This window comes from Microbacterium songi (assembly GCF_042747925.1).
GTDB lineage: Bacteria > Actinomycetota > Actinomycetes > Actinomycetales > Microbacteriaceae > Microbacterium.
Genome location: NZ_JBHZIE010000001.1, coordinates 438,454 through 457,165, shown reverse-complemented (window position 1 = coordinate 457,165; position 18,712 = coordinate 438,454). Strand labels below are relative to the sequence as shown.

Below are 18,712 nucleotides of genomic sequence, written 5' to 3'. Positions count from 1 at the left end.
GTCTCAGTGGAAGATCCGCCGCCACACGTTCGTGTCGGCGAGGTCGAGCAGCTCGTCTCCGCGACCCGACATCACGGTGCGCATGGCGTACAGGGCGAAGCCCTTCGCCTGCGCGGCCGTGATGGATGGCGGGATCGACAGCTCCTCACGGGCGACGACGACGTCGACCAGCACGGGGCCGGGGTCGGCGAATGCACGGCGCAGCGCGCCCTCGAGCTCGCCCGGATCGTCGACGCGGATACCCGTGACGCCGACCGACTCCGCCACATCCGCGAAATTCGGGTTGTGCAGGTCGGTGCCGAAGGCGACGATGCCGGCGGCCTTCATCTCCACCTCGACGAAGCCCAGCGACGAGTTGTTGAACACCACGATCTTGATCGGCAGGTTGTTCTGACGGATCGAGAGCAGATCGCCCATGAGCATCGCCAGACCCCCGTCGCCCGCGAGCGCGACGACCTGCCGCTCACGGTCCACGGCCTGCGCGCCCAGCGCCTGCGGCATCGCGTTGGCCATCGACCCGTGCGTGAACGAGCCGATGAGGCGCCGCTTCTCGGTCATGTGCAGATACCTCGCCGACCAGATGACGGGGGTGCCCACATCCGCGGTGAAAACGGCGTCGGGAGCGGCGAGCTCGTCGATCAGGCGCCCCACGTACTGCGGATGGATCGGTGCGCGCCCGTCGTTGTTCGCGAAGGCGTCGAGCTCCTTCCGCGTCTTGCGGTAGTGCTCCACGCTGTCGGTCAGATGCGCGCTGCTGCGACCGGTCGACAGCAGGGGCAGGAGAGCGGATGCCGTCTCCTTCACTCCCCCGACGAGGCCGAGGTCGATCGGGGTGCGGCGCCCCAGCTGCTCACCGCGGATGTCGACCTGGATGATCTTCGCCTTGGAGGGGTAGAACTGCCGGTACGGGAAGTCGGTGCCGAGCATGAGGAGCGTGTCGCACTTCTCCATGGCCCGGTAGCCCGACGCGAAACCCAGAAGTCCCGTCATCCCGACGTCGAAGGGGTTGTCGTGCTCGATGTGCTCCTTGCCACGGAACGCGTGCACGATGGGCGCCTGCAGCCGCTCGGCGAGCGCGAGCACCTCGGCGTGCGCTCCGGCCACGCCGGCACCGGCGAGGATCGTGACCTTGCCCGCGCCGTTCAGCAGCGCGGCGGCGGCATCGAGGTCGGGCGCGGCCGGGACGGTGACCGACCGTGTCGCGCGGATCGGTGCGGCGTCACGTCGCTTCGGAGCATCCGCGAAGAAGACGTCGCCGGGCACCACCACGACGGCCACGCCGCGCTTCTCGATCGCGGTGCGCATCGCGATCTCGAGCACCCACGGCAGCTGGGCGGGATCGCCGACGAGCTCGGTGTAGACGCTGCACTCGCGGAAGAGCTCCTGCGGGTGGGTCTCCTGGAAGTAGCCGCTGCCGATCTCCTCCGACGGGATGTGCGAGGCGATCGCGAGCACCGGGACGCGGCTGCGCTGGGCGTCGAAGAGCCCGTTGATGAAGTGCAGGTTGCCGGGGCCGCAGCTGCCGGCGACGACGGCGAGTTCGCCGGTGATCTCGGCCTCGCCCGCCGCCGCGAAAGCGGCGGCCTCCTCGTGGCGCACGTGCAGCCACTCGATGCCCTTGTCGCGGCGCAGGGCGTCGGTGAAGGCGTTGAGCGAATCGCCGGGGAGCCCCCAGATGCGCTTAACCCCCGCGCGCTTGAGAGTGTGGACGAAGAAGTCTGCGACGGTCTCAGCCATGCGTCCAGGCTATGCCTCGGCGCGAGCCACCCCCGGCATTCTTCGCCATCCCTCCACGTTTCAGCGAGAGCCGTCCGGAGGTCGCCTGATCCCGGCAGGCGGCCACCCGTCGCGGCAACCCAGTTGTACACAATCGAGATGCATGGAATGCTGGAGCAATGGCAGTGACCGACGACATGGTGTGCTTCTCGCTTTATGCGGCGACGCGCGCGACCACGCAGACCTATCGTGCGCTGCTCGAGCCCTGGGGCCTCACATATCCCCAGTACCTCGTACTGGTGACGTTGTGGATGGAAGGCCAGCAGACCGTCTCGTCGCTCGGCGAGCATCTGCAGCTCGACTCCGGCACGCTGTCGCCGCTCCTGCGGCGAATGGAGCAGTCGGGCCTCGTGCATCGGGACCGCCGCTCGCAGGACGAGCGCATCGTGACCATCGCCCTCAGCGACCGCGGGGCCGAGCTCCGGGCGGAACTCCGCCACATCCCGGCGCGGATCGCCGCGGGCATGGGCATCTCCGACGAGGCATCCGCGCATGCCTTGATCGCCACGCTGCAGAACCTCACGGCCGCGATGCACGCCGCCGCACCGGCCGGGGCGCTCGAGCCGGCACACGCCGCGGCCCGCTGACGCCGCCGCGCGACCCTCAGCTGCATGCCGCCGGCCAGCGCCCACACCGCAACCCGCTGCACCGCACCGGACCGCGTTCACCCGCGGCATCCGCACCCCGAACCGATCCGATCGAAAGGACGCCATGCGCGGTCTCATCCACTCCACGTTCGCCGCGCCCGAGAAGGTCCTGACCGTCGAGGAGCGGCCGCTCCCCCAGCCCGGCCCCGGCGAGGTGCGCGTCCGCACCGTGCTCGCCACGATCCACAACCACGACCTCTGGACGGTCCGCGGCACTTACGGCTTCGTGCCCGACCTGCCGGCCCGTGCGGGCACCGAAGCCGTCGGTGTCGTCGACGCGCTCGGACCCGATGTGACCGGCCTCGAGATCGGCCAGCGGGTCGCCGGCGGTGCGTTCGGTGCGTGGGCGGAGTACTTCACGGCGAAGGCCGCGGGCCTGATCCCGGTGCCCGACAGCCTGTCGGACGAAGTGGCCGCGCAACTGGTCTCGATGCCGTTCAGCGCCGTCAGTCTGGTGCATTCGCTCGACCTGCACGAGGGTGACTGGCTGGTGCAGAACGCGGCCAACGGCGCGGTCGGCCGCATGGTCGCGCAGATCGCCGCCGCCCGCGGGTTCCACGTGATCGGCCTCGTCCGCCGTGAGGATGGTGTCACCGAGCTTGCCGAGCAGGGCATCGGGAACATCATCGCCACCGACGCCGATGACTGGCGCGACGAGGTGGACGCGCTCACGGGCGGCGCGCCGATCATCGCGGGCGTCGACTCCGTCGGAGGGTCGTCATCGCAGGACGTCCTGTCGCTCATCGCCGAGGACGGCACGCTCGTCGTCTTCGGCGCGATGCAGTCGCCGGTCATGGAGATCCGCTCGGGTGACGTCATCTTCAAGCAGGTCACCATCAAGGGCTTCTGGGGCAGCAAGGTGAGCAAGAACCTGGATGCCGCGACCCGCGGCGCCCTCTTCTCGCAGTTGATGGGCCACGTGCTCGCGGGCGAGCTCACCCTCCCCGTCGCCGGGATCTACGGCTTCGACGACATCCACGACGCCGTCCTCGCCAGTCAGACCGCCGGCCGGGTCGGAAAGGTGCTGCTGCGGCCGTAGCGTCAGCGGAAGTCGCGGGACTGGTGCTCCACCCCCACCCGCAGGTCTTCGCAGTTGTCGGCCACCAGGTTCGTCACTCCCTCGACCGAGCGCTCCAGCATCCCCCGCACGATCAGCGCGGGAGAATCCCGCAGCACCGCCCTGTGCCGGTTCCAGACGCCCACCGAGCAGATCACGTTGACCAGTCCGTGCTCGTCTTCGAGGTTCAAGAACGTGATGCCGGATGCGGTGGCCGGCCGTTGCCGGTGGGTCACGAGTCCCGCGATCTCGACGCGTCTGCCGGTCTCGTGGGTGCGCAGCTCGGTGGAGGTGAGCACCCCGCGGGCATCGAGCCGTGACCGGTAGTGGGTCATCGGATGATCGGTGGTGGAGACGCCCGTCGCCCACAGGTCGGCGGCGAGCACCTCGTAGCTCGTGGGGTCGGTGAACAGCGGAGGCTGCACCGACACCATCGAGTCGGGGAGGAACTCGGGACGGTCCTGAGCGGCCGACCCGGCCAGCCAGATCGCCTCGCGCCGGCTGAGCCCGAGACACTCGAACGCGCCGGCGGTCGCGAGGGCCTCCAGCTGCGCCGCGGTGACACCGGTGCGACGCACGAGATCGCGCAGGTCGCGGTACGGGCCGCTCTTCTGCCGCGCGGCGACGATCCGCTCGGCGACCTTGATGCCGATGCCCTTCACCGCCGCCAGCCCCTGACGCACCGCGAACCCGCTGTCCCGGCGGTGCGCGAGCGACTCGTCGGGGGCGGTGATGTCGAAGTCGCCCACCGGCGCCTGCACGCGGTGGGTGCAGGCATCCATCCCCTCCTCCCGTGGGCCGTCGCCCACCGGCTCGAGCGTCGCCTGCACGTCGGAGCGCAGCAGGTCGGGTCGCAGCATCTGGACGCCGTGCCGGCGCGCATCGGCCACGAGCGTCGCCGGCGAGTAGAACCCCATCGGCTGCGCCCGCAGCAGTCCCGCGAGGAATGCTCCCGGGTAGTGCAGCTTTATCCATGAGCTCGCGTACACCAGCAGCGCGAACGACAGCGAGTGCGATTCCGCGAACCCGAAGTTCGCGAACGCCTGGATCTTCGTGTAGATCGCGTCGGCCTCGGCGCCCACCAGCCCGTTCGTCGCCATCCCGGCGTAGAGCTTCTCGCGGATCGAGTCGATCCGCTCATGTCCTCGCTTGGAGCCCATCGCCCTGCGCAGCAGGTCGGCGTCTTCGCCGGTGCACTCGCCGACGGCCACCGCCATCTGCATGAGCTGCTCCTGGAAGATCGGGATGCCCAGTGTGCGCTCCAGCACCGGCTTGAGCTTGGGGTGCGCGTACGTCACCTCCTCCTGGCCGAGCTTGCGCCGGACGAAAGGGTGCACCGCCCCGCCCTGGATCGGCCCCGGTCGGATCAGGGCGATCTCGACGACGAGGTCGTAGTAGCGTCGCGGCTGCAGCCGCGGGAGCAAGCCCATCTGGGCGCGGGACTCGACCTGGAACACCCCGATCGAATCGGCGCGGCAGAGCATGTCGTAGACCGCCTTCTCCTCCTTGGGGATCGTCGCGAGCTCCCACTCCTCCCCGGTGGCGCCGCGGATCAGATCGAAGCAGTACTGCAGCGCGGCGAGCATCCCGAGCCCCAGCAGATCGAACTTCACCAGCCCCATCCAGGCCGCGTCGTCCTTGTCCCACTGGATCACCGTGCGGTTGTCCATGCGCGCGTGCTCGATCGGCACGACTTCGCCCACCGGCCGGTCGGTGAGCACCATTCCGCCGGAGTGGATGCCGAGGTGCCGGGGCGCTTTGAGCAGCTCGGTGGCGAACTCGATGACCTGGTCGGGGATGTCATGGCCCGGACCGCTCTCGAGCGATGCCCCCCACCCCTCGACCTGCTTCGACCAGGCGTCCTGCTGTCCGGGAGAATGCCCCAGCGCTTTCGCCATGTCGCGGATCGCGTTCTTCGGCCGGTACTGGATGACGTTGGCGACCTGGGCGGCCCGATGACGCCCGTACTTCTCGTAGACCCACTGGATGATCTCTTCCCGCCGGTCCGAGTCGAAGTCCACGTCGATGTCGGGCTCTTCGTCGCGCAGGCTCGAGAGGAACCGCTCGAACGGCAGCTTGTAGGCGATCGAGTCGACGGCGGTGATGTCGAGCAGGTAGCAGACGGCGCTGTTGGCGGCGGACCCGCGACCCTGGCACAGGATGCCGCGACGCCGGGCCTCCTGCACGATGCCGTGCACGATCAGGAAGTAGCCGGGGAAGTCCTTCATCTCGATGACCCCGAGCTCTTTCTCGATGCGCGCACGGTCCTCGTCGGTCGCATCGGGGTATCTGCGGGGCACCGCCTCCCAGACCAGGTGACGCAGCCATGACATCGGGGTGTGGCCCTCCGGCACATCCTGCTTCGGCAGCGCGGGCTTGGCCCGGCGCAGGGGGAAGGCGAGTTCGTCGGCGAGCGACACCGTGCGCGCCACCGCCCCGGGGTAGCGGGCGAACCGCGCCTGCATCTCCGCCCCCGATCGCAGATGTGCTCCGGCGTGGGCGGGCAGCCATCCGTCGAGCTCGTCGAGCCCTCGCTGGGCGCGGACGGCGGCGACCGCGGCGGCGAGCAGCTGACGATCGGGGGCGGCGTAGTGCACGTTGTTCGTCGCGATCACGGGCAGCTCCCGTTCGGCGGCGAAAGCGGCGAGCACGTCGTTGGTGCGCGAGTCGAGCGGATCGCCGTGGTCGATCAACTCGACGTGCACCGCCTCGGGTCCGAACAGCGTCACGAGTCGGTCGAGCTCTGCGCCCGCTTCGCGGATCGCGGAGTTGGAGAGAGCGGATGCCGCGCCCGCTGCGCCTCCCGCCAGTGCCCGACGCACCGCTCCCTTGCGGCACCCGGTGAGGATCGCCCAGTGCGGGTCGTGCGGGCCCCCCGCCTGCGCGGCGAGGTGTTCGAGGTCGTAGCGGGGACGCCCCTTCTCCTCACCGGCGAGCTGGGCATGCGTGATCGCGCCGGCGAGACGGTGATAGCCCTCTTCGCCCCGGGCGAGCACCAAGAGGTGCGCACCGACGGGATCGGGTTCGCCGTTCTGGGGCCCGGGCAGTTCGAGCGAGAGCTCGGCGCCGAACACGGTCTTCAGCTGCAGCGTCTCGGCTGCTTCGGCGAAGCGCACGATGCCGTAGAAGCCGTCGTGGTCGGTGACCGCCAGCGCGTGCAGCCCGAGCCGCTCCGCCTCTTCGGCGAGGTCTTCGGGAGACGACGCGCCGTCGAGGAAGGAGTACGACGAATGCGCGTGCAGCTCGGCGTACGGCACGACATCGTCCGGACGCTCGATCGAGGGCGCGACGTAGGGTCCGCGTTTGCGGGACCATGCGGGGCTGTCGCCGCCGTCGGCCCCCGCCGGCACGTCGCCGGGGCGGCGGGTGTCGCTGAGCAGCTTCTCGAGCTCCGACCACGGCACCGAGGGGTTGTGGAAGCCCATCAGGTGCCTCCCGTCGGCTGCGTTCCGTCTCGCTGCGCTCGCTCAACCACCGGACCCCCGCCCCCGATCGTTGAGCGAGGAGCGCAGCGACGAGACGAAACGCCGCCCTCAGTCATAGCGGGCCTCCGCCTGCCAGGCGCCGTCTTCGCACACCAGCAGCCAGGCGATCTGATCGGCGTCGACGACCTGGAATCGATGCGCCCGACGGCGACGCACCGCATCCCAGCTCCTCTCGACCACGGGCCACGGGCCCGCCCACGCCACCACCTCGCGCCGACGACCCCCTTCGCGCATCATCGCGGGTGCGGCCACGAGGGTGCCGCGGTCATCGACCGCGATCGCGGCGCCGTCCGCCGCAGTCACTTCGACCGCGCGCGGCTCGGCGAAGACCGTCGTGGGCAGCGGGTCGGGCAGGCTCCCCGGCCACGGTCGCGCGCGTTCTTTGGCGACCACGGCACGATCGCCCCACGGCACGAGCACCTGCCGTTCCGCCAACCAGCGACCACCCCCGATCGCCGTGGTGACGACACCGCGGTGCCCCAGCATCGCCTGCACGCGCGAGAGGGCGTGGTGCACGCGCTCCTCCGGCCCCGAACCGAAGATGGCCGGAGCGTGGTGGGACGCAGCATCCACCGCCGCCGGTTCGATCCGCACGAGCGCCACCCCGCTGGCGAGTCCGCGGGGCACCGGCACGTCACCCTCGCGTCCGCCGCGGGAGCCTTCGCGCTGCGCCTTCTTCTGCGCGTCCTCCAGCGCCTCGCCCAGCTGCCAGCGCACACGGTCGACGACCGCCGCAGCGTCGAACGACGCCGGATGCAGCCACACCCGTTCGTTGCGCTCGCCCCGCTCGCCGACCAGCACGACCCGCAGCTCGGTGCAGACGAGCCGTTCCGCCGCGAGCCCGGTGAGGAACTCGTCGGCGGCGATGCGCATTCCGAACGCGACCTGATCGGCCAGTTCGAGAGGGGGCTCGAAAGCCACTTCGCGGTGGAGTTCCGGGGGCGGCACCCGTGGCTCGACGGCGCGGGAATCGTGACCGGCGGCCAGGGAGTGCAGACGGATGCCGCGCCCTCCGAACCGCTCGCGCACGCGTTCCGGGGCCAACGCCGCGAACTCCCCCAGCGTGTGCACGCCGAGTCGGGCGAGCAGCTCGGGAAGGTCGAGCCCGGTGGCGAGCCCGGTCAGAGCGTCGTCGAGCACGGTGACGGGCAGCGGGGCAAGGAACGCGGCGGCCGTCCCCGGGGGGACGATCCGCAGCGGTCCGGCGCCCGCCGCGCCGGCGCTGCGTGCTGCCTGCTCGGCCGTGAACGGGCCGTCGGCGACACCGACACGCACGCCGGTGAGGCCATGAGCGGCGAGGACGTCCAGCAGCACGCGCACGGCCTCGGCCTCGCCGCCGTAGTACCGCGCGGGTCCTCGCGCCCGCAGCGCGCACAGACCCGCGCGTACGATCTGCACTCCAGGGGCACGCTCTTCGAGCAGCGACACGACCGGCGCGAACGCCCGATTGTCGCGCGCATGATCGGCCGCGACGATGTCGAGGCGAGGGCAGCGGGCTTGCGCGTCACGTCGTCGCTGACCCCGCCGCACACCTTCGGCGCGAGCTGCTGCCGAGCACGCCACGACGGCGTTGTGCTCGACGACGGCGATCGGGCGCTCCGCGGCCGGGAGATCGAGCACACCATCGCTCACGGAGCGCCCTTCGCTGCTCGCCTCCCCGTCGCGGGCGAGAGCGGTGACCGGCCAGTCCGGGAACCACAGCACGATGCTGCGCACCGGGGCGTTCCTGTCTTCGGAGATGTCCGGCATGTCAGCCCACCGCCCGGATGTCGAGGGAATCGTCCGCCGCGAACCGATCCTGCGCCGTCTTCGGCATCGCGTTGATCGGCACCGCGTTCGGCACCGCCGAGATCTGCACCCGCTCGTCGGGCACCACCGAGACGGTGCCGTCGGGGGCGGGCAGCAGCATCCGCGAACGCCGGGGCACCGGCCATCTCCTGCTCGACGCGGTGACCGTCAGCGCCCGTCCCGCGAGGTAGCCGAACCCGTCGCCGAGACCGGTCCACTCGGGCTGATCGACGCGCAGCGTGGCCTCCGCCTGCGCCCACGGGCCCTCCACCAGAAGCACCGAACCGCGGTCGCGCAGCCGAGCCCCCAGCCGTGACGCTTCTGCCCCGGTCGCCCGCCCCTGGGGGCGCACGGCGACGATGGGCAGCACGTCGGCGACGGTGGCGGCGACGGCCAGCCAGCGCGGCCCGGGGTCGGGGATGAGGACGAGCCGGTCGAGGTCGACCCCCAGCCTCTCGGCCGCTTCGGCGCCGAGTTCGGGCATGCCGATCACCGCGCACCACGAGCCCTGCTGCGACGGCTGGGCGAGCAGCGCGAGCAGGAGCGAGACCGAGGAGGGCAGCGAGTACGCCGAACCGGGCTTCAGCCCCCCACCGGGGAGCAGGCCGGCGAGCGCGGGATGCGTCGGCAGCACCGGCTCGTCGAGCCGACGGCCCTGCACCCGCTCCAGTTGCGCACGCAGCCGACTCGCTTCAGAATGAACGTCCGCGCGCGCTGCACCCTGCTCCGCACGGGCGGTGGCGTTCTGCAGCATGATCGGACTCACTCCCTCAGGCTAGAACAGATGTTCTATATCCTCTACCTGAGATTCGAAACTAGTCCCGACCTCCGACATCGCCGGGCGCAGCATCCGTCACCAAACTCACGGCCCGCTTTCAGCTTGACGGGACCAAAACGCCGCCCTCCGCCGTTCTCCTCTATGACGCTGCAGCCAGCCGCGTACAACCGATGTCGACGAAGGTCGACCCAGGAGGAAACCGTGTCACAGGACTACCGCGCGACTGCCGACGCACTCAGTCGCCTCACCCCCAGCCAGTACACCGTCACGCAGCAGGACGGCACCGAGCCACCGTTCCGCAACGAGTACTGGAACACCCACGAAGACGGCATCTACGTCGACGTCGTCTCGGGTCAGCCGCTGTTCTCATCGATCGACAAGTACGACAGCGGCACCGGATGGCCGAGCTTCACGCGTCCGCTGGCCGCTGACGCCGTCACCGAGAAGACCGACGGCATGCTCTGGATGAAGCGCACCGAGGTGCGTTCCGCCGGTGCCGACAGCCACCTGGGCCACGTCTTCGACGACGGTCCGCGGGATGCCGGCGGCCTGCGCTACTGCATGAATTCCGCCGCGCTGCGCTTCGTCCCCGTCGCACAGCTCGAGGAGCAGGGTTACGGTGAGTACCGCGCCCTGTTCGCCCACTCCGATCAGCCCAGCGACCGTATGAACGAGGAGACCGCATCATGACCAGTGGAAAGACCGACACCGGAGCCATCACCCGCACCCCCGGCACCGAGACCGCAGTGCTCGCCGGTGGCTGCTTCTGGGGCATGGAAGACCTGATCCGCCGCCAGCCCGGTGTGCTCAGCACCCGCGTCGGCTACACCGGCGGCAAGAACGACCACGCCACCTACCGGAACCACTCCGGGCACGCCGAGTCCGTCGAGATCGTGTTCGACCCGACGAAGACGACGTACCGCGACATCCTGGCGTTCTTCTTCCAGATCCACGACCCGTCGACGCTCAACCGTCAGGGCAACGACGTCGGATCGAGCTACCGTTCGACGATCTTCCCGCTCTCGCCCGAGCAGGAGCAGATCGCGCGCGAGACGATCGCCGACGTCGACGCCTCGGGTCTGTGGCCGGGCAAGGCCGTCACCACGATCGAGCCCGCGGGCCCCTTCTGGGAGGCCGAGCCCGAGCACCAGGACTACCTGATCCGCTACCCCCACGGGTACACGTGCCACTTCCCGCGCGCGGGCTGGGTGCTCCCCCGCCGCAACGCCACCACCGCGGTCTAGGATCGCGCCCGTGATCGCCCGGTTCGAAGAGCTCGACTGGCAGCCGACCCCGATGGGGGATCTCACGCTGCGACGGCGCTTCGAACCGGCGGTCGCCCACGACGTCTACGAGGTCAAGCTCGGAGACGAATACCTGATGTCGAGCCTGTTCACCGTCGCGGAAGAGGCCCTCGCCACACTGGGGCTCGCGGCGACGACGGGCGAACGCCTGACCGTCCTGGTCGGCGGCCTGGGGCTCGGCTACACCGCGGTCGCCGCGCTGCGCGATCCTCGGGTCGGCTCGCTCACCGTGATCGACGCACTGCCCGCCGTCATCGGCTGGCACGAGCGCACGCTGCTGCCGGTGTCGGCGGAGCTCGTCGGCGACAGCCGCACGACACTCACCCTCGACGACTTCTTCGCCGTCGTGCGACGTGCGCCGGAGGGCTCCCGTTACGATGCGATCCTGCTCGACGTCGACCACTCGCCGCGCCACCAGCTCGATCCGAGCCACGCCGACCTCTATACGACCGCCGGCCTCCGGTCGCTGGCTCGGCACCTCGTCGATGGCGGCATCTTCGCGCTGTGGTCGGATGACCCACCGGATGCCGCGTTCCAGGCCGACCTCGAATCGGTCTTCGTCGACACTGCCGCACACGTCGTCGACTTCGACAATCCGCTCACCGGGGGCGTGTCGTCCAACACCGTCTACATCGGCCGCCGGCCCACCGCGTAAGACCGCGGCGGGCGTCTACGCGGCCAGCTCCAGGTACGGGCTCCAACGGGGGTCCGCCCGCTCGGTGCCGCGCACGGTCCACTGCGCGCCACGAGGTGGTCGCGGAGTGAAGAGCAGGTTCCAGTTCATCTCCTGCGGCGTGCGGTCGCCCTTGACGTTGTTGCACCGCAGGCAGCACGCCACGAGGTTCTCCCACGTGTCCGCTCCCCCGCGCGAGCGCGGAAGGACATGGTCGATCGTCGAGGCGGTCTTGCCGCAGTAGGCGCAGTGGTGCAGGTCGCGCCGCAGCACGCCTCGGCGGGTCACGGGCACGTGTCCTGCGCCGGGGACGCGCACGTAGCGCGAGAGCAGGATCACCGCCGGTCTGTCGTAGGAACCACGGGCGGCCCAGACAGGTTCGCCCTCCATGCGTTCGATCACGGTGGCTTTGTCGTTCATCACGAGCACGAGCGCTCGCTTGTAAGACACCACGGCGAGCGGCTCGTAGCCCGCGTTGAGCACCAGTGTGCGCATTCCCTCATCCTCTCGAATGGCCGGGACGGCTTCCCGGATCTTCGATTCGACGACGATCAAGCGGTGGAGGGGTATGAAAAAAGGCGCTGTCTCATGGACAGCGCCTGGACGCCGCGACTACGTCGCAGCACCCGATCACACGATGCCGAAGGACGAGCAGGCCGAGCGCATCCATGGTTCGGATGCGTGGTGTGCTGTCCATCGGCGCCCTCCGCCTTCTTCTCAGCGTCGGATTTCAGGGTAATGCACGCCGAAGGGACCCTGCGCCGTTCGGAGGTGAATCACGGGTGGCGTGTCGGCCAACACGCAGCCTCGACGGCGAGGACGAGCGGATGCCGCCTCGCGCGGATCAGCCGGCGTTGGCTTCGAGCCACGCCCAGGGGTCGACGACGCCGCCGTTGATGTGCACCTCGAAGTGGGTGTGGTTCGCCGTCGAGCTTCCCGTGCTGCCGACAAAGCCGATGAGCTGGCCGGCGGCGACGGTCTGGCCGACCTGCACCTGACGGGTGCCGTAGGTCATGTGGCCGTACAGGGTGTTGACCTGCTGGCCGCCGAGCACGTGGTCGATCGAGATCGCGACACCGTAGCCGCCGTAGCTCTCCTGCGAGACCTTCACGACGCCGGCCGCGGCCGCGTAGATGGGCGTCATCGCCGGGGCGAGGAGGTCGACGCCCTGGTGGTAGCCGGAATCCCAGAGGCCGCGACCCTTGGTGAAGTTGAGAAGCGGCCAGCGCACCTCGCCGGTGCCCGGCGAGACCATGTTCAGGTCGACGCTGTAGCTGGCTGCGACGGAGGAGGAAGACGAGGAGGAGGACGCGGCTGAGGATGCCGCGGCGGCGGCGGCCTTGGCACGGGCCTCGGCGGCGGCGGCGGCGGCCTCGGCGGCCTTCTTCTGCTCGATCTCCTCCGCCGTGGTCGCCGCGTAGCTGTCACGGGTGAAGGTGCTCGCAGTGGCGTCGGAGGCGACGACGAGCGACTGCGCATCGCCGGCGGAGAGCTGCTGCAGCGTCTGCGTCTCGGCGGTGGGACGCCAGGCGCCGTACGCGGGAAGGGCGACCGTGGCGATCAGGCCGGCGACCATCGTGATGATCACGAGGCTGCGGACGGGCTTCGCGCGACCTCGGGCCCGACGTGCGGCACGCGGCGGGCGCGTGACGGACGCGGCGGTGGTCGCGACGATGCGACGCTCGCGGGCGCGCTGGGACACGCGGGATCGGTCTCGGGTGCGCGGTGTCAGCGACGTGGCGTCCGCGTCAGCCGCGGGCGACTCGTTCTGTTCAGCCAAACTATCCTCCGGCGCCTCAGCGCCGATTGGTGCGCCAGCTCGTCAGCACCATGCGTTCGGGCACGTTGTGCGGGTCACCGTGCGGACGACGAGCCAGTGAGGCAATCCACTCGGGGTCCGACGGCGGGAATCTTGCCTGTGGACGTTCCGAGGCTACCTGAAGGTAACGAATATGTCACGTTGAGCAACTAACCCCCGCGGAATCACGCGGATTCCGCGCTCGAGGCCGATCTGGGGAGGAGCGGACGGATGGTCCGACCCGCGCGTCGCTCAGTGGCGGTCGTCGACCAGGAAGATGTGCGAAGCAACCTCGACCGGGAGTTCGAGACCCTCGTCGTTGCCGTCCATCTGCACCAGCACATAGCCCTCGCTGAAGCGGTAATCGCCGTGCGCACCGGGCATCACGCCGGCGGACTTGAGCTGCTGCAGAAGCTCGGGATCGACCTGCACGGGCTCCGCGAGACGACGGACCGTGCCGGTCACGGGCCCGCTCGCGGCGTTGAGGCGACGGACGAGACCGACGACGCCCTCGTCGAAGGTGATCGCCGGCACATCGCCGAGCTGGTCGAGGCCGGGGATGGGGTTGCCGTACGGCGACTCGGTCGGGTGACCCAGCAATTCGACCAGGCGACGCTCGACCTGCTCGCTCATGACGTGCTCCCAGCGGCAGGCCTCTTCGTGGACGTATGCCCAGTCCAAACCGATGACGTCGCTGAGCAGCCGCTCGGCGAGACGGTGCTTGCGCATCACGTCGACGGCCTTCTGGCGCCCGGCGTCGGTGAGCTCGAGCGAGCGGTCGTCGGACACGATGACGAGGCCGTCGCGCTCCATGCGGCCCACGGTCTGGGAGACGGTCGGCCCGGAGTGACCGAGACGCTCCGAGATCCGTGCCCGCAGGGGGACGATGTTCTCCTCCTCGAGTTCGAGGATCGTGCGCAGGTACATCTCGGTGGTGTCGATCAGGTCGGTCATCATGCCTCGCAGACGCGGTGAAACTATGTAAGGACAGCCTAATCGAGTCCGCATCGACGCTCGTCGACGCCGGCGGTTCACGGGACGTCACAGGATGAGGACGGCGGTGCGCGCGACTCTAGAATCGAGGGCATGCCCCGCCTCGACATCCCCCGTGATCTCCTCCCCGCCGACGGTCGTTTCGGCTGCGGCCCGTCGAAGGTGCGGCCGGAACAGCTGGCCGCCCTCGCGGCGAGTGGATCATCCGTGCTGGGGACGTCTCACCGCCAGGCACCTGTGAAAGGCCTCGTGCAATCGGTGCGGGAGGGCCTCGCCGACCTCTTCCGCATTCCGGACGGCTACGAGGTCATCCTCGGCAACGGCGGATCGACCGCCTTCTGGGACGCCGCGGCTTTCGGACTCATCGAGCACCGCAGCCAGAACCTCGTCTTCGGAGAATTCGGCGGCAAGTTCGCCGCGGCGGCGAAGACGCCCTGGCTGCAGGCGCCCGACGTCCGCAGGAGCGACCCGGGCACGAGCATCCGCCCGGAGACGGTCGAGGGCGTCGATCTCTACGCCTGGCCGCACAACGAGACTTCGACCGGGGTGTCCACGGCGATCACCCGTGTGCACGGGGACGAGGGCGCCCTCACAGTCATCGACGCGACCAGCGCCGCGGGCGGCATCGACGTCGACGTCTCCGAGACCGACGTCTACTACTTCGCGCCCCAGAAGAACCTGGGGTCGGACGGCGGACTGTGGTTCGCCCTGTTCTCCCCTGCGGCGCTGGAGCGCGTCGAGCGCATCGCCGCGTCCGACCGGTACATCCCCGAATTCCTCAGCCTGAAGAACGCGGTCGACAATTCACGGCTGCAGCAGACGCTGAACACTCCCGCGCTGACGACCCTGCTGCTCCTCGACGACCAGATCGCGTGGATCAACGGCAACGGCGGGCTGGCGTGGGCCGGCGGCCGCACGGCGGAGTCGTCGTCGGCCCTGTACGACTGGGCCGAGGCATCCGCCGTCGCGACGCCCTTCGTCACCGACCCGGCGGACCGCTCGCCCGTCGTCGTCACGATCGACTTCGCCGACGAGGTCGACGCCGCGGAGATCGCCAAGGTCCTCCGCGCCAACGGAGTCGTCGACACCGAGCCGTACCGCAAGCTCGGTCGCAACCAGCTGCGCATCGCGACGTTCGTGTCGATCGAGCCCGAGGACGTCCGCCAGCTGATCCGCTCGATCGACTTCGTGATCGAGAACCTCTAGGCGAGGAACCCGGCGGCCTCAGCGGCGGTCGTCGTCTTCCAACTCGTCGTCGTCTTCGTCTTCGTCCGACTCATCGTCGTCCTCGTCCGACTCGTCGTCGTCTTCGTCCGAGTCGTCGTCGTCGTCCTCGGACTCGTCTTCGTCGGACTCCTCGTCGAGCGGAGCGGCCGGGTCGAGTTCGTCGATGTCGACACCGTCGAGGTCACCTGCGTGCAGGATCGGCGATCCGTCGTTGTCGAAGTCCGCGGCATCCAGATCCTCGACGTCGTCGAGGTCTTCGTCCAGCTCGGCATCCTCGTCGTCCACGATGATGACGTCGTCCTCGAGGACGACACCGGCGTCGGCGAGCGCCTGCTGGGCGGCTTGATAATCGGCCAGACGAACTGCCCACGGCACCCAGTCCGGAGCGAGAAGTGCGGCGTCACCCGGCAGGAGCTCGACCTCGAGCACGGTCGGCTCGGCGTCCTCGACGCGCGCGACGCTGACCGTCCAGAACCACCCGGGGTACCCGGGGAGGAGGGTCTCGAAGCGCAGTGAGACGACCCCGTCGCCTTCCGGTGTGTAGCCGACGGGAGCCCCGATGGTCGCCTCAGGTGTGATCTCGGCGAGCGCCGCGCGCGCGAGGTCGTGCGATTCGAGCAGTCGTGCGTCGATGTCGGACGAACCGGCCTCAGGCGTCGAGTTCATCGGCGACCTTGCGCAGCACCGCTGCGACCTTCGTCGAGTGCGCACCGCTGGGGTAGCGGCCGCGACGCAGGTCGCCGCCGATGCCGTCGAGAAGCTTCACAAGGTCTTCGATGATGATCGCCATGTCGTCCGCGGGCTTGCGTGCGCGCTTGGCGAGGCTCACCGGAGCCTCGAGCACGCGCACCGACAGTGCCTGCAGTCCGCGCTTGCCGTCGGCGACGCCGAACTCGAGCCGCGTGCCGGCCTTGGGTGCTGCCGTACCTGCAGGCAGAGACGTGGCGTGCAGGAAGACATCCTGGCCGTCATCGGTGGTGACGAAGCCGAAGCCCTTCTCCTCGTCGTAGAACCTGACCTTGCCGGTGGGCATGAAAACCTCGCTGGGAACGGGCCGCGCGGACGCGCGGGCATGACGGAACTGAGATCTGAAGACCCCTCACCTCCAGCCTACGGCACCGCCGCGCGGGAGTAGGCTGAGGCGGATGAGCACACCCAGCCCCCGTCAGGACGTTCCGGTACGTCGGATCGACCGCATCCTGGCGTTCATGTCGCTCGGGTTGCTCGCAGTGTCCATCCTGTGCTTCTTCACGATCATGATCGCGTCCGCGTTCGGTATGACACAAGCGGATTTCCTGAACGGGCTGTGGCCGCTCGTTTCGGTCCTGCCGTTGCTCGGTCTGCCGATCGCGTTCCTTCTCCTACTCGCCGTGCTCATCATGAGCTTCGTGCGGAGGGCTCGGGCCAACCGGGGTCAGTGAGTGCCTGACACCTCAGACGCTCGTGCGCTCGCCACTCGACTCGCCGGGCTGAGTGACGCCGATCTCGCCGACGCTCTGGCGGTCCGGGGCATCGCACCGTCGGTCAACTGGCACGACTACTTCGATGCCGCGGACGGGCTGCTGGATGCCGCGTCCATCGATCGGTCCCTGCACCGGCTTCCGCGTTCCGTCCTGACGGCGCTCCACGCGGGGGTGCCGATCCCCGCCGAACCCGGGGCGACGCTGAGTCGGCTGCTCTTGGCAGATGTCGACGGCCTCCCCTACCAGGCGGTCTCCGCCCGCGTGAAAGAGGCCGCTGCCGCACACCCCGAGGCGTTCATCCCCGCGCCGACGGCGGCGACGCCCGAGCCCTCCGATGAGGCGCAGTGCGCAGCATCCGCCGAACATGTGTTCGCGATCGTCGCCACTCTCGCCGATCTGCTCCTGGCCAGCCTGCACGCCCCGCTCGGGCGCACCGGCGCGGGGACGGTCAGCGCGGCCGACCGCCGCCGCCTCGTCGAGGCGGGTGTGCTGGACGCCGGCGACGACCTCGATGATCTGATCGCCGCCGCGGTGGCCGCCGGTCTGGCGCATTCCGCAGAACGGGAGTGGGTCGCGGACGCCGAGGCCGAGACCTGGCTGCGCGAATCCACCACCTCGCGCTGGCGACTGGTGGCGGAAGGACTGCGGGACGGTCTGCCTCCCGATCTGCGCACTCCGGACGGCGGGTACGTTCCCCTCCCCGCGTGGGCAGACGCGTTCCCCCTCGATCCCGACTGGCCGACGCGCACCGCGCAAGCGCACCGCATCGCGGAGCAGTGGACGCTCGTCCTTCCCGACGGGACCGAGCCGCCCTGGGCCCGCAGCATCCGAGAAGGGGGCGAAGCCGACACCTCGACCCTCGCCGCTCATCTGCCCGCCGAGATCGACAGGGTCTACCTCCAGGCGGACCTGACCGCGATCGCCCCCGGTCCGCTCTCGCCGCCGCTCGATCTGCGGCTCCGGGGCATCGCGCACCGCGAATCGCGCGCGCAGGCGTCGACCTATCGCTTCAGCGCCGATTCGCTGCGCTCCGGAATCATCGACGGCGAGAGCGCCGAATCGATCCGTTCGTTCCTCTCGGAACTGTCGCTGACCGGCATCCCGCAGCCCCTGGACTACCTGATCGAGAGCACCGCGAACCGACACGGCCGGGTGACGGTGGGGACGGATGCCGCGACCGGCCGCACCCGGGTCGACACCGACGACCCACAGCTGCGCGACACGCTGGCGATCGATCAAGCGCTCCGACCTCTCGGTCTCGTGCCCGATCAGGACCGCCTGACCACGCGCGCCCACCGCGATGCCGTCTACTGGGCGCTGGTCGACGCGCGCTACCCCGTCATCGCCGTCGACGACGACGGGGCACCGCTCCCGCTGCGTCGTCGACGGTCGTCGGCAGGCGACGGGTCGGCGTCGGCGAACCCATACGACCGTCTCCTCGCGACGCTCCGGTCGGGCGCCGGCCAGGACGACGACGCGGATGCGGCCTGGCTCGTCCGCGAGCTGGAGCAGGCCGTCCGCGCGCGAGCCGTCATCGCCGTCGCGGTGAAGCTGCCGGACGGCTCGGCGCGCACCTTCACGATCGAGGCATCCGGTCTCGGCGGCGGACGGCTGCGCGGGCGGGACCGTGGAGCGGATGTCGAGCGCACGCTTCCGGTGTCGAGCATCGTCAGCGTGCAGCCGGTGGCCTGAGCGCCCGCCTTCGCAGCACGCCGCGTAGACT

The 18,712-nt window shown here is 69.9% G+C and carries 17 protein-coding genes; 8 read left to right on the top strand and 9 right to left on the bottom strand.

Annotated elements, in window-relative coordinates:
* Positions 1–3: 3 nt before the first annotated feature.
* Positions 4–1,737: a ubiquinone-dependent pyruvate dehydrogenase gene (gene poxB, locus ACFM35_RS02370; RefSeq protein WP_378837868.1), complete on the bottom strand. Its 1,734-nt coding sequence runs from the start codon at positions 1,735–1,737 to the stop codon at positions 4–6.
* A 158-nt stretch (positions 1,738–1,895) separates the two neighbouring features.
* Here poxB and ACFM35_RS02365 point away from each other — a divergent pair, with 158 nt between their 5' ends.
* Both ACFM35_RS02365 and ACFM35_RS02360 read left to right on the top strand, forming a co-directional pair.
* Positions 1,896–2,363, top strand: coding sequence for a MarR family winged helix-turn-helix transcriptional regulator (locus ACFM35_RS02365; RefSeq protein ID WP_378837865.1), 468 nt, complete (start codon positions 1,896–1,898; stop codon positions 2,361–2,363).
* Between the two features lie 124 nt (positions 2,364–2,487).
* Positions 2,488–3,462, top strand: a complete 975-nt coding sequence (locus tag ACFM35_RS02360) for a zinc-binding dehydrogenase (protein ID WP_378837862.1) — start codon at positions 2,488–2,490, stop codon at positions 3,460–3,462.
* Between the two features lie 2 nt (positions 3,463–3,464).
* Here the strand turns inward: ACFM35_RS02360 and ACFM35_RS02355 are convergent, their stop codons facing one another.
* The 3 genes from ACFM35_RS02355 to ACFM35_RS02345 all read right to left on the bottom strand — a co-directional run bounded on the left by ACFM35_RS02355 (position 3,465) and on the right by ACFM35_RS02345 (position 9,507).
* Positions 3,465–6,905 (bottom strand): error-prone DNA polymerase, encoded by a 3,441-nt coding sequence (locus ACFM35_RS02355; RefSeq protein ID WP_378837860.1) that lies wholly within the window; start codon positions 6,903–6,905, stop codon positions 3,465–3,467.
* Positions 6,906–7,013: 108 nt separating this feature from the next.
* Positions 7,014–8,714 carry a DNA polymerase Y family protein gene (locus ACFM35_RS02350; RefSeq protein WP_378837857.1) on the bottom strand — a complete coding sequence of 567 codons (1,701 nt, stop codon included), beginning with the start codon at positions 8,712–8,714 and terminating at the stop codon, positions 7,014–7,016.
* A 1-nt stretch (position 8,715) separates the two neighbouring features.
* Positions 8,716–9,507 (bottom strand): hypothetical protein, encoded by a 792-nt coding sequence (locus ACFM35_RS02345; protein ID WP_378838626.1) that lies wholly within the window; start codon positions 9,505–9,507, stop codon positions 8,716–8,718.
* Between the two features lie 225 nt (positions 9,508–9,732).
* Here ACFM35_RS02345 and msrB point away from each other — a divergent pair, with 225 nt between their 5' ends.
* Genes msrB through ACFM35_RS02330 form a run of 3 tightly spaced genes read left to right on the top strand, consistent with a single transcriptional unit; the run spans position 9,733 to position 11,490 of the window.
* The gene (gene msrB, locus ACFM35_RS02340; RefSeq protein ID WP_378837854.1) at positions 9,733–10,221 is read left to right on the top strand and encodes a peptide-methionine (R)-S-oxide reductase MsrB; all 489 of its coding nucleotides are present in this window, start codon (positions 9,733–9,735) and stop codon (positions 10,219–10,221) included.
* Positions 10,218–10,775: a peptide-methionine (S)-S-oxide reductase MsrA gene (gene msrA, locus ACFM35_RS02335; protein WP_378837851.1), complete on the top strand. Its 558-nt coding sequence runs from the start codon at positions 10,218–10,220 to the stop codon at positions 10,773–10,775. Before msrB ends, msrA begins: the two co-directional genes overlap by 4 nt.
* Positions 10,776–10,785: 10 nt before the next feature.
* Positions 10,786–11,490: a polyamine aminopropyltransferase gene (locus ACFM35_RS02330; RefSeq protein ID WP_378837849.1), complete on the top strand. Its 705-nt coding sequence runs from the start codon at positions 10,786–10,788 to the stop codon at positions 11,488–11,490.
* 15 nt (positions 11,491–11,505) lie between these two features.
* Here ACFM35_RS02330 and ACFM35_RS02325 read toward each other — a convergent pair whose 3' ends face one another.
* From ACFM35_RS02325 to ACFM35_RS02315, 3 genes are all read right to left on the bottom strand, one after another.
* Entirely contained in the window at positions 11,506–12,003 is a 498-nt protein-coding gene (locus tag ACFM35_RS02325; RefSeq protein ID WP_378837846.1) for an HNH endonuclease, read from the bottom strand.
* Between the two features lie 349 nt (positions 12,004–12,352).
* Positions 12,353–13,288 (bottom strand): M23 family metallopeptidase, encoded by a 936-nt coding sequence (locus ACFM35_RS02320; RefSeq protein ID WP_378837843.1) that lies wholly within the window; start codon positions 13,286–13,288, stop codon positions 12,353–12,355.
* A 270-nt stretch (positions 13,289–13,558) separates the two neighbouring features.
* Positions 13,559–14,260: an iron-dependent transcriptional repressor DtxR gene (locus ACFM35_RS02315; RefSeq protein ID WP_378838624.1), complete on the bottom strand. Its 702-nt coding sequence runs from the start codon at positions 14,258–14,260 to the stop codon at positions 13,559–13,561.
* A gap of 132 nt (positions 14,261–14,392) precedes the next feature.
* On the opposite strand from ACFM35_RS02315, the gene serC reads away from it, so the two are divergent.
* Positions 14,393–15,505: a phosphoserine transaminase gene (serC, locus tag ACFM35_RS02310; RefSeq protein WP_378837841.1), complete on the top strand. Its 1,113-nt coding sequence runs from the start codon at positions 14,393–14,395 to the stop codon at positions 15,503–15,505.
* Between the two features lie 18 nt (positions 15,506–15,523).
* Here serC and ACFM35_RS02305 read toward each other — a convergent pair whose 3' ends face one another.
* Together ACFM35_RS02305 and ACFM35_RS02300 are read right to left on the bottom strand one after the other, a co-directional pair.
* Positions 15,524–16,192, bottom strand: coding sequence for a DUF3027 domain-containing protein (locus ACFM35_RS02305; RefSeq protein ID WP_378837838.1), 669 nt, complete (start codon positions 16,190–16,192; stop codon positions 15,524–15,526).
* Entirely contained in the window at positions 16,176–16,559 is a 384-nt protein-coding gene (locus ACFM35_RS02300; protein ID WP_378837835.1) for a cold-shock protein, read from the bottom strand. The genes ACFM35_RS02305 and ACFM35_RS02300 overlap by 17 nt, the downstream gene beginning before the upstream one ends.
* 112 nt (positions 16,560–16,671) lie before the next feature.
* Between ACFM35_RS02300 and ACFM35_RS02295 the strand changes: the two genes are divergently transcribed.
* Together ACFM35_RS02295 and ACFM35_RS02290 are read left to right on the top strand one after the other, a co-directional pair.
* On the top strand, positions 16,672–16,947 hold the full coding sequence (locus ACFM35_RS02295) for a multidrug ABC transporter ATPase (protein ID WP_378837832.1): 276 nt from the start codon (positions 16,672–16,674) through the stop codon (positions 16,945–16,947).
* The gene (locus tag ACFM35_RS02290) at positions 16,948–18,681 is read left to right on the top strand and encodes a helicase-associated domain-containing protein (protein ID WP_378837830.1); all 1,734 of its coding nucleotides are present in this window, start codon (positions 16,948–16,950) and stop codon (positions 18,679–18,681) included.
* Positions 18,682–18,712 lie beyond the last annotated feature (31 nt).